General features: G+C 36.1%; 8 protein-coding genes. All 8 read right to left on the bottom strand.

Going from position 1 to position 16736, the window contains the following annotated elements; all coding sequences use genetic code 11:
• Positions 1–173: 173 nt before the first annotated feature.
• Positions 174–1658: a RagB/SusD family nutrient uptake outer membrane protein gene (locus CJ739_RS15055; RefSeq protein WP_117176769.1), complete on the bottom strand. Its 1485-nt coding sequence runs from the start codon at positions 1656–1658 to the stop codon at positions 174–176.
• Between the two features lie 12 nt (positions 1659–1670).
• A complete protein-coding gene (locus tag CJ739_RS15050) occupies positions 1671–4808 on the bottom strand; it encodes a SusC/RagA family TonB-linked outer membrane protein (protein ID WP_117176767.1) in 3138 nt (1045 codons plus the stop codon).
• Between the two features lie 427 nt (positions 4809–5235).
• Positions 5236–6072, bottom strand: coding sequence for an endonuclease/exonuclease/phosphatase family protein (locus CJ739_RS15045; RefSeq protein ID WP_205419367.1), 837 nt, complete (start codon positions 6070–6072; stop codon positions 5236–5238).
• 333 nt (positions 6073–6405) lie between these two features.
• Positions 6406–8235: a family 43 glycosylhydrolase gene (locus tag CJ739_RS15040; protein ID WP_117176765.1), complete on the bottom strand. Its 1830-nt coding sequence runs from the start codon at positions 8233–8235 to the stop codon at positions 6406–6408.
• A gap of 58 nt (positions 8236–8293) precedes the next feature.
• On the bottom strand, positions 8294–9985 hold the full coding sequence (locus CJ739_RS15035) for a sulfatase family protein (protein ID WP_117176763.1): 1692 nt from the start codon (positions 9983–9985) through the stop codon (positions 8294–8296).
• A gap of 71 nt (positions 9986–10056) precedes the next feature.
• A complete protein-coding gene (locus CJ739_RS15030) occupies positions 10057–12678 on the bottom strand; it encodes a glycoside hydrolase family 2 TIM barrel-domain containing protein (protein WP_162880230.1) in 2622 nt (873 codons plus the stop codon).
• Between the two features lie 61 nt (positions 12679–12739).
• Positions 12740–14962 carry a glycoside hydrolase family 3 N-terminal domain-containing protein gene (locus tag CJ739_RS15025; protein ID WP_205419420.1) on the bottom strand — a complete coding sequence of 741 codons (2223 nt, stop codon included), beginning with the start codon at positions 14960–14962 and terminating at the stop codon, positions 12740–12742.
• A gap of 10 nt (positions 14963–14972) precedes the next feature.
• The gene (locus CJ739_RS15020; protein ID WP_117176759.1) at positions 14973–16733 is read right to left on the bottom strand and encodes a discoidin domain-containing protein; all 1761 of its coding nucleotides are present in this window, start codon (positions 16731–16733) and stop codon (positions 14973–14975) included.
• Between the last annotated feature and the right edge of the window lie 3 nt (positions 16734–16736).

The following is a 16736-nucleotide window of genomic DNA, read 5'->3' as shown; positions in this document are numbered from 1 at the left end:
ACCCCCAAACCCCGAAGGGAAAACCTCGTACTGGGTTCTAAGGGTTGTGTTTATTTGTTTATTCGTTTATTTGTTGATTTGTTAATCCTTAACTCTTGACTTCACTCATAACCCATAACTCATAACTCATAACTCATAACTCATAACTCATAACTCATAACTCATAATTCAGATTAATAACCAATGTTTTGAGCAATACTTGGGTTTAAATCAATTTCGTATTGAGGAATTGGCAATAACAATTGAAATTCCTGAATGGGCTCTGTTTTAAATTGTGGTCTGTTAGGATCGTTATATTGGTCTTCGGTTGCAAATTGTGTATTCATGACCGTGACGGCTCTTCCTGTTCTTAGCAAATCAAACCAGCGTTGGTTTTCAAAAGCAAATTCCAACTTGCGTTCTAATTCCAAAGCCAATTTAAAGTCAAAATAAGTTCCAATTTCACCAGCATCATAAGCTGTAAGACCTGCCCGTTCATGAACTTGATTTAATAAATCCATGGCATCAGCAGTTGGTCCCGAACTTTCATTGATAGCTTCGGCTAATAGTAGCATGGCATCGGTAAATCTTATTACTGGCCAATCATTGCCGGCATCATCAACAGTTCCAAAATCTGAGTTGTATTTTTTTATATATCTGTATTCATTAACCTGCCCTTGAAATCCAACCCAGCTGTCTGCCATCGATGCGTCTTTGCGATCGTCACCTAAAGGATAAGCGTTTGACATGCTGGTCGCTGGGACATTTAATTCATCTCCACTTCCTGTAACCACATAATTATCACTTTGAATAGGGGCAAAATAGTTGGCAAAAGGTGCTCCAAGACCCACACTTCCTGTTTGGTATCTTACTGCAAATAAAATTTCGTTGTTGTATTCATTACTGATGTCAAAAACATTGGCATAGGATGGTAAATAACTAAAAGGACTGTCATATACAACCTCGCTTAAAACGGTTTCTGCCTTAGTTAAATTTGAATGGCCTCCTAAGGTTAAATAGGCTTTTCCCAATTCTGTTTTTGCGGCCCATTTGGTCAAACGTCCAAGATCCTGACCTGTGGCTGTGTTTGGAAGGTTATTGGATGCAAATTCTAAATCTGCCAATAGAAAATCATACACATCCTGTACGTTGCTTCTATCAATTGTTTTAGCTTCTTCACCTGAAATGGGTTTGTCAACTATAAAAACCCCACCCCAAAGGCGAACAAGGTTAAAATAGGCATGTGCCCTAAAAAAGCGTGCTTCCGCCTCGTATTTATCGGCGAGTTCCTGGTCTTCAACAACATCTATTTGTGTAATGACATTATTTGCCAATGAAATGGTTCTGTAACATGCTCTCCAATAATCTTCTACAAAAATGTTTTGAGATGTAAGTACAAATCTATCTACTTGACGATAGGGCACATTTGCAGTTTCACTATTGCGAGGACTCATATAGGTGTTGTCAGATCTTAGTTCTGTTAACACAAATTCTTTGTCAAGCATGTTTTGCATGGAATTATAAATCCCGACAACCGCAAGGTTAATTTCCTCCGTATTTTGATAGAATTCATTAGCCCCAATATCAGAAATAGGTTCTAGATTTAATTGATCACTACATGAGGTATATAAAGTGACTATTGAAATGGTGATAATTAATTGTCTTAAATATGTTTTCATTTTCTTTTTTTTTTAAAAATTGATATCTAAACCAACGCTAAACTGTTGTTGAATTGGATAGGCACCACGTTGATAACCTGAAATTAAAGGCGATCTGTAAACACCACTTGTTGAAAAACCCTCAGGGTTTAGTCCGTAGTAATCACTAGACATGAGATAAAGTAAGTTTTGTGCTGAAACAAATAATCTCACTTTATTAAGTTTGGTTTTCTCCAAGAACTTTTTCGGTACTGAATACCCAAGGATGACTTCTCTTAAGGATATGTATGAGGCATCTTGAATTAAATAATCTGTCAGTACCCAATCCCTACCTAATTTTTCCCTTGGTTTGGTTGCGGCAAAATTTTCATGGAACCACCAGCCGTTTACAAAATCGCTATGCAGGTATCTTGGTTCTGTATAAAAGCCATCGCCATAAAATACTTCGCCACCTTGAGAGCCTTGAAACAAGAAGTAAAGATCAAAACCTCCATATTTAAACGTATTGCTAAAGCCCCAAGTAAAATCTGGGAAAGGACTCCCTAAAGATGTTCTGTCATCTGCATCAATAATACCATCACCATTCATGTCTGCAACTCTAATACCACCAACGGCATCTTCTGAAGAACGCGGTAACGTATTTAATTCTTCGACATTTTGCCAAACACCAACCATTTTATATCCGTAAAACTGAATGGCTTCCTCTCCTACTCTGGAGATATATTGTTCGTTGCGCTCCCCTTGGTTGATAAATTGTTCTTCCCCACCTAAAGAAATGAGCTTATTTTTATTGGCTGAAAAATTAATGCTACCATCCCAAGTAAAACTATCGGTTCCTAGGTTTGCGGTCAGAGCTATTTCGTAACCTTGGTTTTGTATTTTACCTATGTTATTCCAATAATTATCGTGACCCGTAATGTATGATACATTCTGCTGAAGCAAGAGTTTGTCTGTTACAGAATAGTAGTAATCGGCTGTTAGTGATAATTTATTCTTTAAAAAACTAACATCAATTCCTGTGTCATATTGTTTGGTTTGCTCCCAACTTATGGCACTGTTGCCTAGTGTCAATCCGTTTTCAGCAAGACCGGAATTTACAGAACCTCCACTTTCCCCTAGTGAATAATTTGCTGGAAACAAAAGATTTGTAAATGCATAGCTTTCTATGTTGTTGTTCCCTGTAAGTCCAAAACTTGAACGGATTTTAAATTGGTTAACAAAACCGATATTGTCTTTCCAAAACTTTTCTTTGTGAATGTTCCATCCCACGGATGCTGAAGGGAAGAAACCGTATTTATTGTCTGGACCAAAAAGGGAAGAACCATCATAACGTGCTGCTGCAGAAAACAAATATTTTCCTTTATAATCATAATTGACTCTGGCTAAAAAAGACGCCAATGAAATTTCTTCCTTATTGGTATAAGTACCATCGGCATTGATTACAGTTGCTGCATTTAAAGTTTCAATTAAATCTGTTGGGAATTGTGTGCCTTCAATGGCTGAGTTTTTATAAGCTGTATATTCATAAGTGGTACCCACTAAGACATCCATACTATGGTTTTTCTTTTTCCATCTGTAGTTTAAGGTATGTTCTGTGATGAATTTGTTATTTAAGTTCATTAGATTATAACCATAAGATTCACCAGTATGTGACGCTTGTGAATTTCTGAATATTTCATAATCTCTTAATTGAAAATAGCCTCCAAATGTTGCTTTATATGTTAAGTTCTTTGCAACTTTCCAATTGGCAAATCCATCTGCAACGACCCTATAATCATAGCGTGTACGGTTTTCATTTTCCATTCTTGCAATGGGATTGTTATTACTGGATCCCCAAAGCGAGCTTGCTGTAAATGTTTGCGGAATCCCTTGGTCATCAACATAACTAAATGTGGTATTGTTATAGTGTCTCGGATGGGAATAGGAACCAATTGGTTGCCCTGTTAATTCAGAAGTAAATGCATTATGCCTTACGGGTCCCCATTGCAATGCTCTTGAATAATCAGAAAAAGGCACTGTGGAACGTCTTAACCTTGAAAAGGATGGTCTGAAATTAAACCCGATTTCTAGCTTATCAGATAATTTTGTAGATAAACGTCCTTGAAAGTTTAATTTATTGTTGAAGTTATCTTTTAAAAGTCCCTGGTCTTCAATGTACTGAGTAGATATATAATACTTTGTGCTTGAATTTCCTCCAGAAATATCCAGTTGATAGTTATTAATTTGAGCCGTTCCACGTTGGGATTCTTCAGACCAATTGGTACCTCCTGTTTCAGTAGCGACAATACGCTGCGCACGTTCTCTAGTCGTATACGTTAAGATGGATGGTGTTGTTCCATTTTGTGCAGCTTCAAAATTTTCGATGGTTTGGCGTTCATTAAGGAGCATATCGGTATATTCAAATCCATCTAAGGCGTCAATTTGTTTGTATGCACGCTTAAATCCGGTAAAGCTTTTAAAGCTGTATGTAGGTGTTAAACTGCCACTTTTGGTAGTTACTAGAATCACACCATTCGCACCTCTTGAACCGTAAAGTGCGGTTGAACTGGCATCTTTCAACACCTCAATGGATTTTATAGAACTCGGATTAATAAATTCCAAAGCATCTGCAATAGGAAACCCATCGACTACAATTAACGGGGAACTACTGGCACTAATGGAGCTTAAACCTCTGATGGTAATTTGTGGTGATTCCCCAATTTCCGATGATATATTTTGAATTTGCACTCCGGCAATTTTACCTTGTAAAGCTTGGTCAATCCTACTGTATGGCAACTCGTCAAGATTGTCATTATTTAAACTAGAAACAGCCCCTGTGAGACTTGATTTTTTCTGGGTTCCGTAGGCCACAACAACAATTTCATCAAGTTTGGCCATATCTTCGACCATTTTAATTAGCACGTTATTTTGACTCCTTACAATAAATGTTTGCGAAACAAAGCCTACATAGGATACCGTGACAACATCATCATTTGCAACTTGAAGCGTGAAACCGCCATCGAAATCCGTAACTGTTCCTTTGTTTTTGGAAGTCACAAGAACGTTTGCTCCTACAATAGGCATCCCGTCTACCTCAGACACAACTTTTCCCGTTATAGTGTACGTATTGGTTTGAGCATTGACAATAAAACTACCTAGAAATAGTAGCAGATAAAAAATTCTTAATTTCATAATAATTAATATTATATAAAGTTAGATTGTTTAGTTTCACTGGATAACCAAATTGGTTAACTAGTTTGGTTTTCCAAATATATAAAAAAATTTATAATAAAAAAGATTTAATAAAAATTTATTGATTTTTAACAATTAGGCGTTTAGAGACTGTCTAAGCTTTATGCTTAATTATGGTAGGGTTTCAAATATTAAAATCCGCAAATAATTATTTTATGCTGGATAGATTTTATATTGAAAAGTCTAAATTTTAATTAAAAAGAATGTGTTCTGATTAAAAATAGCACCTAGATCCGGGAGAAATGATAAGGTTTTGAGTGTAGAAAGACTGTTTTTCAATCGCAACTAAATAAATTAATGAACTACCCCGAAGGTGAGCCTCAAGGAATTCTATAGATTAAATAAATTTTACACGTATTTGTAAATTTTAGTCTGTAAAAGTTATTTCAGTAAAAACAGGCAAGTGGTCCGATGGGTAACGGCATTCTTTAGAATCACTTAAAACGGCATATTTATTCACAGTGATATGGTCACTTACAAATATAAAATCGATACGTCGGGTTACTGGTTTATGAAATTCAAAATCATTGAAAGTTCCTGATGGACCAAAAGTGTTTCTTGCAACATATTTTGAATCGTTTAAGCTTTTTGAAATATATTTAATACGCTCATGGGTTTCTTCCATATTAAAATCGCCCATTAAAATAACCGGTAAACCTTGGGTATTAAGAAGCTTTATTTTATTTAAAATTAATTTTACACTTTCAATTCGTGCTTCTGTACCAACATGATCTAAATGTGTATTAAATACCCAAAACATTTTTTTCGTTTTAAGATTTTTAAACAAAGCATAGGTACATACCCTATTGCAAACAGCATCCCAACCCATCGATACTTTTTCGGGTGTTTCCGATAACCAAAATGTGGATGATTCCAATACTTCAAATTGATCTGCTTTATAAAATATTGCTGAATATTCACCCGCATCCTTACCATCATCTCGTCCAACACCAACAAAGTCATAATCAACCAAAAGGCTATCCATGTCTTTCATTTGGTTTGGCATGGCTTCTTGAACACCAAGCACATCTGGTTCGTAAAATTTGAGCTGATTACTAAAGAATGGTTTTCTATTCATCCAACTGTTTTCTCCTTCTTTAGGGTAATCCAACTTTATGTTATAAGTCATTACCGATATTTGCTGAGCATTTAGACTCATGCAAAATATGATTGCACAATAGGTTGTTATTCGCTTAATTTTCATCTGTTTTTTTTTAAGTTGCAAAGTTGCAAAGCCGCAAAGTTTCAAAGCTGCAAAGTTTCAGAGTTTCAGAGTTTCAGAGTTTCAGAGTTTCTAAATTTCTAAGTTTTACTTCTAACTTCTATCTTCTGGCTTCAAACTCTTAACTCATAACTTTTAACTTTAGTTTTGGACTTTTTTGATTTTTGATTAACAATTGATGATTTTTGAATTTTAGACTTGTTAGATTGGTTTTAAGTGTTAAGTTGTATTTTTACTTCTAACTCACAACTCACAACTCATAACTCATAACTCATAACTTCTTAACTCATAACTCATAACTCATAACTCATAACTCTATTCTGCATAAATAATCTCACTTTTTTCTGAAATGCCATTTTCGTTAAATGCTTCCACTTGCATGTAGTAGGATTGATCTGTATTTAAAGCACGAAGTTCGTAATTTGGTTGTTCATACATCAAAGCAGATAGGTTTAGCTTATCCTTAGAAATACCCCAATAAATAACATAGCCTGTTGCGTTATCTACTTTATCCCATGTTAAGTTGGCATTTCTTTTATCGGCTTGCCTTTTAACTTTAAAATTAGGAGGTGTTATTGGTTTTTTATCCAATCCTTTTCCAAAAACCCTAAATTCTGAAATAGACAAATATTTATTAGTACAATACACGTGATTGTATCTAATATAACGTGCTTTTACGGCGTTTTCCAACTCAATATAGGCATGTGGCATGTCTTTTTTGTTCTTTGAATAATCTGCCATGGTTTCCCATGTTTTACCATCCATTGAAGATTCAATAACAAACTGTTGTTTTAAATGATCTGGTCTGCCAAAAATAGTGCTATTAAAATCTTGAAAGTTTATCTGAATGGCATTTACAAGGCTTGGTTTTTCTAAATCCATCTCAAAATAGATGGAATCATTATTGGTTTCTGAAACCCAATAAGAACGAATTTCTTCATCATTAACTTTAGCGATGTCAAATTCCCTTATTTGCTCTAACATGAAACCACTTTCGCTTTCATCTACCACATTAATATCTTTGGTTACCACAGGCGAATTGGTTTTAACAGTTTTTTTATAGGATAGCAACATCCAACCTGTGAAACGTTCCTTATGGTTCCCAACATCCGTATTTGGTAAATAATGTGGGTAATCACCATAAGCGGTATTCACATACATTTGTCCGTTCGTTTCAAATCCTGCAGGATACATTCCTATGCGTCTTTCAAATTTATAGTTTACAGATATGGCCATGGTTGCATAATGCCAGTAGTTTCCTTGGTTATCCTTTACGGTACTTCCGTGGCCTGAGCCTTTCAAAAAGCCACCGGGTTTATAAGAAATGGGGTTATATGGCGCATATTCAAAAGGACCTAACGGACTTTTGCTCGTATAAACGCCATCGGCATAGACATTCCATTGGGTTCCCGGAGCTCCATATTCCAGGTAATAGGTGCCATGGTGTTTTACCATCCATGGACCTTCGATATATGGTGCTAAATCGGAATCATGGTCTTGACCAAAGCGTTCCCAGCCATGCTTATCTGGTTGAAGGTTAAATAAATCTTTTTGTTCTCCAATGGGTACATAATAGTTTTTGGTATCCAACTCTACCACACGAATTGGCCATTTGTTTGAAGATTCTTCATATAAATACAACCTACCATCATCATCTAAAAATAAATTGGGGTCTTGTATGCCTCCTGGAGGATTTAGAACGGCATAATTCGTTTTCCAATCGCCAAGTTCCGGGTTATCGGTTTCTATAATCGCCCCACGACCGGACGGATCACCATAAACCAGTATTTTTCCATCTTTTACAACCGCTGCTGGTGCATTACTTCCATTAAAATACCAACTTTGTGGTTTTATAAATTTCCAATTACTCATGTCATCAGATGCCCAATATCCATGGGATCTGGTAACAAACATATAAAACCGTCCTTTAAAATTTACGATAGCAGGGTCTGCACCAGATCTATAGGAAACGGCATTTTTGCTCCGGTAATGAGACATGTATGAATAATCAATATCTATTGGGTTGCAATAGGTTTTAAAGTTCTTTTTTCCCGTTTCTGTAAAAACTTCATCTGTTGCCAGTTTCTTGTCTGTGTTGCAGGAAACACTTAAGAATAGTATTAAATAAACCAGTATTCGTTTCATATGTAGATATTATTTGTTTATTCGTTTATTTGTTTATTCTGAATTCAGAATTCAGAATTCATAACTTTCTATCTTTATTGGTAATGGGGTCATAAGAAGTTCCTGTATGGCCTCGTAATTTTTCAAATTGCTTAAAGGCTCTTTCAACACTTTGGGGCGATGCTTGTTCAAATTCTTTATCTGTAACCTTATAGCCTGCTTGTAAAGCCTTAAGTTTTTTATGGAGTTGCGCTTTAATGGTTTGATACGCCGGATCATTGATTAAATTTTTAAGTTCGTGTGGATCTTTCTCTAAATCGTAAAGTTCCCATTCGTCAATATCGTCGTAAACATGAATCAGCTTATAGCGTTTTGTTCTTACACCGTACATTTTCTTTACCATATGAAATGCTGGATAATCATAGTAATGGTAATACACGGCATCCCTAAAATCATCAAAATCTTGTTTTCCTTCAAGCAATGGCCGTAATGATTTCCCTTGCATATCGGCAGGAATTCCAACATGGGCATAATCTAAAAAAGTTTCAGCAAAATCGATATTTTGTGTTAATGCATTAATAACCGTCCCTTTTTTTATTGCTTTAGGGTATTTCATTACAAGCGGCATACTTAACGATTCTTCATACATAAAACGTTTATCAAACCAACCTTTTTCACCCAAATAAAATCCTTGATCGGTGGTATAAACAATGATGGTGTTTTCAGATAAATTATGAGCTTCTAAATAATCAAGAATTCTTCCAACACTTTCATCAACAGCTGCTATCGTTGCTAAATATTCTTGTAGATAACGTTGTCCTTTCCATTCCGCCAATGCCCTTCCTGAAAGATTTGCATCATGCATGGCATCATTTTTTGATTGGTATGCCTGATCCCAAATGGCTCGTTGCTCTGTGGTCATTCTATCAAAATCAGTAGTCCATGGATTGTGTGCCAACTCATTACTGCCCTTTTCTTTGGTCATTTTAAGGTCATGGCCTTCATACATGTCTTTATAAATGGTTTGCAGTTGCATTTTTGAAGCCGTTGAACCTTCATGCGACGTAAAATAAGTATCTGGAAGTGGGAATTGAACAGCATCGTATTTATTTAAATGTCTTAAAGCTGGCATCCAATTTCTGTGTGGCGCCTTATGATGCACCATAAGCATAAATGGCTGTTTGCTATTTTTTACTTTATCCAAATATTTTATGGCATCTTCGGTAATGATGTCGGTAGCATAGCCTTCTATTCTAGTGGTATCGACTTGCTGTGTTTGCTGGTTTACCTCAATAAAATCCGGATTGTAATAATTGCCTTGATCGGTTAAAATATGCCAGTAATCAAACCCCTGCGGTAAGCCATCTAAATGCCATTTACCAATCATTCCTGTAGTATATCCTGCTTTTTGGAGTAGTTTTGGAAATGTTTGCTGATTACCATCAAACCTATCGCCATTCATCCTAAAACCATTAACATGGCTAAACTTACCCGTTAAAACGACCGCCCTACTTGGTCCGCAAATAGAATTGGTACAAAAGTTATTTTTAAACAAAGCCCCTTCATTTGCTATTCTGTCAATATTTGGTGTTGGTGCCAACTTGCTTATGGGATGGCCATACGCACTTATGGCTTGGGTGGCGTGGTCATCTGCCATAATGTAAATAATATTAGGGCGTGTTGGTTTTTGGTCATCAACTTTTTGTGCTGGTTTTTGTCCGCACGCTTGAAGTATTAACGCTATGCAGACTATATAGATTAATGGTTTCATATGCTTTTTTAGTTTTAAAGTTTTAAAGTTGCAAAGCTGCAAAGTTTCAGAGTTTCAGAGATACTTTTCATTTAATCCAATTTCTCTATTAAAACACCGCTAATTACAGGGGTTCCTTCAATAGGCTTTAAAGAAATTGTTAAGCCTTCATTAGTATCAACCGTTACAACAGCGGTATTTGTAATGCCATATTTTTCTGGATATGCATGAGCCATATTGAATTGTTTCTCAACCAACTGTTTATTCAAATACACGTCGAAAATGCGTTGTTTTTTTACTTCGGAATTATTTTTGGCTGCCTTTAAACTATATAAATCTGAAGTTGGCTTTATTTGTGGTTCAACAAAGAACAGCGATACTTTATAGTTTCCGTTAGGAATATCTGCCTTATACGTTGTACAACCTTCTAGCATGGTTTGGTACAAAGGTTCTGAAGTGGTGTTTTTTATATCATAAGGAATCCCTTGATGCTTCTCTTCATTTATATTGAAAATGTCTCCATCCAAATAACCAAACCATCCACTTTTATATTTCTGGTCTGGGACAAACGTGATATGCTGAGCTTCATCTGTGAAATAAAAATGTGAGCCTATATTGATACCGAAACGATTAAAATTTTCAAAATCTAAAGAATTCACCCTTAAAACCTCAACGGTTTGCTCATCAGACGTGTTTTCAGAAACTACTTTTATTCTATTTAACCCATTTTCGAAAGGGATATCTATCGTTGAAAAACCATCTTTAATAGTGAGCTCTTTTAATTTTTTATCATTCAAATAAACTGAAACCATATCTTGATTTGAATATATTTGAACAGGATACGTTTCATTTCCAAACAAGGTCATTCCTGACAAATAATCGGCAGCAATGTGTACAAACGGCATACTTTTGTTCAACACTGCTTTGTACCAATAATATACTTCTTTGGGTGTCCTGTCATATTGCAACAAACCTTTTTGGTTAACATGCGGAATGGCATCACCCCTAAATTCTGAACCAAAATCAGCATAGTTCCATGCGGACATACCCACTACAAAATCACGTGTCGCAACTTGATTGTAATACCCTTGATGCAATAGCAGCTGATAATCTAAGGAAAAATCATATTTCTTTGGGGTTGGGGTAAAAATCCGTGCATCGGCACCTGGACCATACTCTGAAACTAAAATAGGTCGCTTTGGATATCGTTTGTGTTGTTCATCCAAAAACACACCTAAATCTTGAATTTTGTCATGGTACCATCCAAAATATAAGTTCCAACCAATCAACATCGGAATGTCTGCAATACCTGTTTCGTTGTACAATTCACTAAAATGCAACGCCATCACAGTGATATGGTTTGGCGCCAATTTTCTGGTTACATCTTCAAGTTGGGTTGCTAATTTAACAGATACTGTTTTTAGGGTTTCTTTATCACTTTCAGATGATTTGTTATCGAAAGACAAACGTAAAAGTATTTCATTCATATACCCTATCATCACCACAGACGGATGGTTATAATATTGCTTGATATGCTCCTTTTGCATCTCTAAACTCGTATTAAAAAAAGCTTCAGAATTGGTTACTACATTAACAATTGGTATTTCTGTCCAAACTACAATTCCTAATTTATCGCACATATCATACAACTCCCGAGCGTGCGGATAATGGGCAAACCTTAAAAAGTTTCCACCCATGTTTTTTATAATTTCTATATCTTTTTTTTGAAGTTCAATAGGAACGGTATTACCCAAACCTTTAAAATCCTGATGTCTATTTACTCCAACAAGTTTTAATGGTTTACCATTTAAAAAGAATCCTTTTTCAGCATCTACACGTACCCAACGGAAACCAATATTTGTATGTCTCCTATCTAAAACAAGTCCTTTTTCGTCTGTTAAGATTATTTTTAGTTGATACAAATAGGGCGTTTCGGGCGACCATAATTTAGGGTTGTAAATTTCAGGGAGCTTTATCTTAAATTCATTAGATGTCTCTGCTGGTAATTTTAATGATTCCGTTCTCGTTTTTACAACAGTTCCATCTGCGTCCAATATGTCTAAACGTAACTTAACTTTGGAGTTGGTTACGGCTCTATTGTTTATAATACTTGTTACCTCAACACCTGCTTTTTCTTCAGAAACATCATAATAGTTTACATAAAACCCATCGGAAGCAAAATCATCTAAACTAAGGTGCTGTTTAGGAAGCGCTATTAATTCGACGTCTCTATATATACCTCCATAGAAAGTAAAATCGGCATCTATAGGCGGGATGTTTTTATTATATGAATTATCAACCGTAACCTCTATGAGATTATAGGTATCAAAATTAACAACAGCACTAATATCAAAATTGAAAGCAGTGTAACCACCTTTGTGGTTTCCAATCTGTTTGCCATTTACAAAAACGGTTGCTTCTTGGACAACCCCATTAAATTTAAGATAATGTTTCTTGTCTTTTTCTTCGGAAGAAATAAAAACTTGCTTTTTGTAATATCCCAATCCGCGTCTGTAACCCGGTTGGTCATCAAAAGCATCGTTTATATTCCATGTATGCGGAAGGTTTACGGCTTCCCATTGTGTATGATCCTCTGAAAATTGCCATCCAGAATTGATCATGCTGTTTTGGGCTAATAGTACTGGTCCACAAGAGATTACCCAAATAAAAATAAGAGCAATATAATTTGTTTTAAATGTATTTCTAAACTTCAAAATATTTGGTTTTAAAATTAACCTGTAAGATGACATAATCACACAGGTTAATTATTGATAGTCACTCTAATATAAAACTATTTTTAAACTTAAAATCGGAACTTGGGGCAATGGCAATTTCAAATTCTCCATGCTCAACCGTATAGTTCATCTCACTATTATAAAACTTTAAATCTTCGGCAGTTAATATAAAAGTGACTGTTTTGCTTTCTCCCTTTTTTAAAAATATTTTTTGAAAACCCTTTAGTTCCTTAACGGGTCTTGTTACACTCCCTACTTTATCATGAATATATAATTGTACCACTTCATAACCATCAAAACCCCCTGTATTTGAAACAACTACGCTGGCTTTTAATGTGTCTGAAAAAGACAGTGTATGAGACGATAATGTGAAGTCAGCATATTTAAAAGTGGTATAACTCAACCCATGTCCAAAAACAAATAATGGCGAATTTGGAGAATCGATGTAATTACTTTTATAATCTTCGGTGGGATTATTATCAGGAATGGGTCTTCCCGTATTTTTCATGTTGTAATAAATAGGTACTTGACCCACATTTCTAGGAAAAGTTACAGTTAGTTTTCCCGATGGATTATACGCACCAAAAAGAATATCGGCAGTTGCAGCACCTCCCATTGTTCCTGGAAACCAAACTTCTAAAATAGCGTCTACTAAATTTACTTCGTCTGACAAATTTATGGGGCGCCCATTCATTAAAACCAAAATGATTTTTTTATCTGGATTGGCTTCACGAATTTTCTGTATTAATTTAGGCTGAATACCAGGGATTTTCAAATTGGTTCTTGATGCCGCTTCACCACTCATATGGTGGCCTTCGCCCATAACCAAAACAATAACGTCTGCTTTTTTTGAAATAGTGATAGCTTCCGAAAAGCCAGATTCATCATCCTTCAAAATATCACAACCCTTGGCATACATTATTTGATTTGGTTTTAGATATTCCAAAACACCTTCAAATACACTCACCGCTTTTCCTTTTCGATCGCCCTTGGCTGCCCAATTACCTAAAATATCGTATTCATCTTTTACCAATGGGCCTATAAACGCAATTGATTTTGTTTCTTTTGAAAGTGGTAAAACGTTATTTTTATTCTGTAACAATACCGATGAAGCTGCTGCAATTTCTCTGGCTTTTGATAAAAACTCAGGCTTATATTTGGTTTCTGCTTCACGTTTTTCATCAATATATCTGTAGGGATCATCAAATAGACCTAACTTGAATTTCGCCAATAAAATTCTGCGACAAGCATCATTAACAATAGCTTCATCAACTTTGCCTTCTTCAACCAATTCTTTTAAATGTTTTCGGTAAACACTTCCCATCATGTCCATATCGACACCTGCATTCATACCAATTCTAGCAGCATCTGTACTGTCTTTTGCAAAACCGTGAAGAATCATTTCATTAATAGATGTATAATCTGAAACTACAAAGCCTTTAAAACCCCATTCTTCCTGTAAAATATCCCGTAGCGTAAACTTGTTTCCAGAAGTAGGCACACCGTTTAATTCATTGAAAGCTGACATAAACGTTTCCACTCCAGCATCAACAGCAGCTTTAAAAGGCGGTAAATACACATTCCGCAATTCACCTTCACCCATATTAACGGTGTGATAATCGCGACCTGCTTGGGCTGCACCATAGCCCACAAAATGTTTAGCACAAGCTAAAATGGTGTTGTGCTTTGATAAATCATCCCCTTGATAGCCTTTAACATAGGCCTTCGCTATTTGGCTGGCTAAATACACATCTTCACCTGAACCTTCGGAAATACGTCCCCAACGAGGGTCGCGGGCAATATCGACCATAGGGGAAAACGTCCAATGCAAACCTTCTGCTGAAGCCTCTTCGGCAGAAATACGTGAACTTTCTTCAATCATTTTTAAATCCCAACTGGCAGCCATTCCTAAGTTAATTGGGAAAATAGTACGATGCCCATGAATGACATCATATCCAAACAACAACGGAATGCCCAAACGTGTTTCTTCAACTGCTACTTTTTGCAAATCATAAGTGCCCTTTACCGTAAACGCGTTTAGCATAGCCCCCATGTTACCTTCTCTAATATACTTAGCGTTATCTGTACCAACAATTGGCCCTGTTTGATCCCAACTACCACTGTACATCACGGTTTGCCCAATTTTCTCCTGAAGCGTCATGAGCTTCATTAAAGAATCGACTTTGGCTTCATAATTTTGTGCTAGGGCAACATGTCCAAAAACAAAAATTATACTATATGTAAGTTTAGTTTTCAATGTCATCATTTCTATTTTACTCAGATTTTACAATAGTGCTACGTTCGCTCATACCATTGGCATTAAATGCTTCAATTTGAAAATAATATGCATCCGTTCTATCGGCTCCCGTAAAAAAATACTCGTTTTTTCCGTAAACCATGATACTTCCGTAGAGTTTATCGGGCGATTTGCCCCAATAAATTACGTAGCCATCGGCCAATTGATTTTGCTGCCATTTAAACCAAATGCTTCGGCGTTCGCCATACTTCTTCGGGCTTGAACGTAACACTGTGAAATTCTCAACCGTATTTGGTTTTGTTCCATTTCCTTTTCCAAAAACCCGAAACCCACTCAACGCAAATTTTCCGGTAGGCATGTGTCCATTTTCCATTTTTATATAACGTGCTTTAACTGGCTTTTCAAACTCAATATAATCATGTGGCACATCGGTATCATTCTTACTTTTATCAACAATTACCTGCCATTTTTTACCATCATTAGAACCATAGATAATGTATTGATGACACTTGCCTACCGTTTTACCTAAAAACTCAACATCCTGATCGGCATAATTAATTTGAATGGCATGTATGGTTGATACGTCGCCTAAATCGGTTTGAAACCATTCGCCTTTATCCCCCGATTTTGCACTCCAATAGGTTTTTATATCCTCATCAACCGCAAAATTGGCTTGGTAACCTCCCAACGTTGAAGATACTTGTACGGGCTTTTGATAATTGAGTAGCATCCAACCAGTAAACAAACCTTTTGAAAAATCTTTACCTTTAGCAAATTCTGGTAATAGCGTCGGATAATCGCCGTAAGCCGTATTGCAATACATGACATCATCGGCATCAAATCCTGCTGGCCAGATACCCAATCGTCGTTCAAAATTATTTTTTGTAGAAATAAAAATGGTCGATACATGCCAATAGTTATCAAAATTATCTTGAAATGTTGCACCATGACCTGCACCCCGGGCAAAACCTCCAGGCTTGTATGAAAATGGATTGTGCTGTTGGTATTCAAATCTATCTAATGGGTCTTTACTCACGTAAACGCCATCGGCATAACCACTAAATTCTGTCGCAGGCGCACCATATTGCATATAATATTTTCCGTTGTGTTTGGTCATCCACGCACCTTCAATAAAAGGTTGTAAAAACACATTATCGTTATACTCACCAAAACGCTCCCATCCATGGTCTTCTGGAAATAACCTCACAATTGGCACGGTATACCCTTCAGATTGCATGGTTTTGGTATTGATTTCTGTACCTAAAATGGGCCATACATTACTCGAACCCCAATACAAATACAGTTTATCCTTTTCTTCTTCATAATGGAATGCAGGATCCCAGGCACCAACTTTTAGCGTGTCAAGGGCAATTTCCCAGTCATCAACGGTGGGGTTGGTACTTTTCCAAATCGGAAAATCAGATTTCCAAGTGGAGCCATACACATAAAGTGTATCTTTCATAGCCCACGCAGCTGGTGCGTTTAAATCATGTGTGTAGGTGTCATCCAAAAGGAATTTACGATACACAAACTTCCAGTTGAGCATGTCATCACTCCACCAATAACCTTCTTGGTTTGTTGAAAACAGAAAGAGTTTTTCTTTAAAATTGACAATCACGGGGTCGGCCGTAGCACGATGTTTACCCTGACTTGAAAACGATTTGAAAGGTGTATAACCATAATCAATATTAATGGGGTTACAGTACGTTTTTTGTTGCGTATAACCAGTTATTGTGAACACAAAACATAGGGCTATAAAAATAATAAAACGTTTCATGTA

The sequence above is a fragment of the Mariniflexile sp. TRM1-10 genome, assembly GCF_003425985.1.
Taxonomy (GTDB): domain Bacteria; phylum Bacteroidota; class Bacteroidia; order Flavobacteriales; family Flavobacteriaceae; genus Mariniflexile.
Note: the sequence above shows the minus strand (reverse complement) of the source record. Positions and strands in the feature narration are given on the sequence as shown.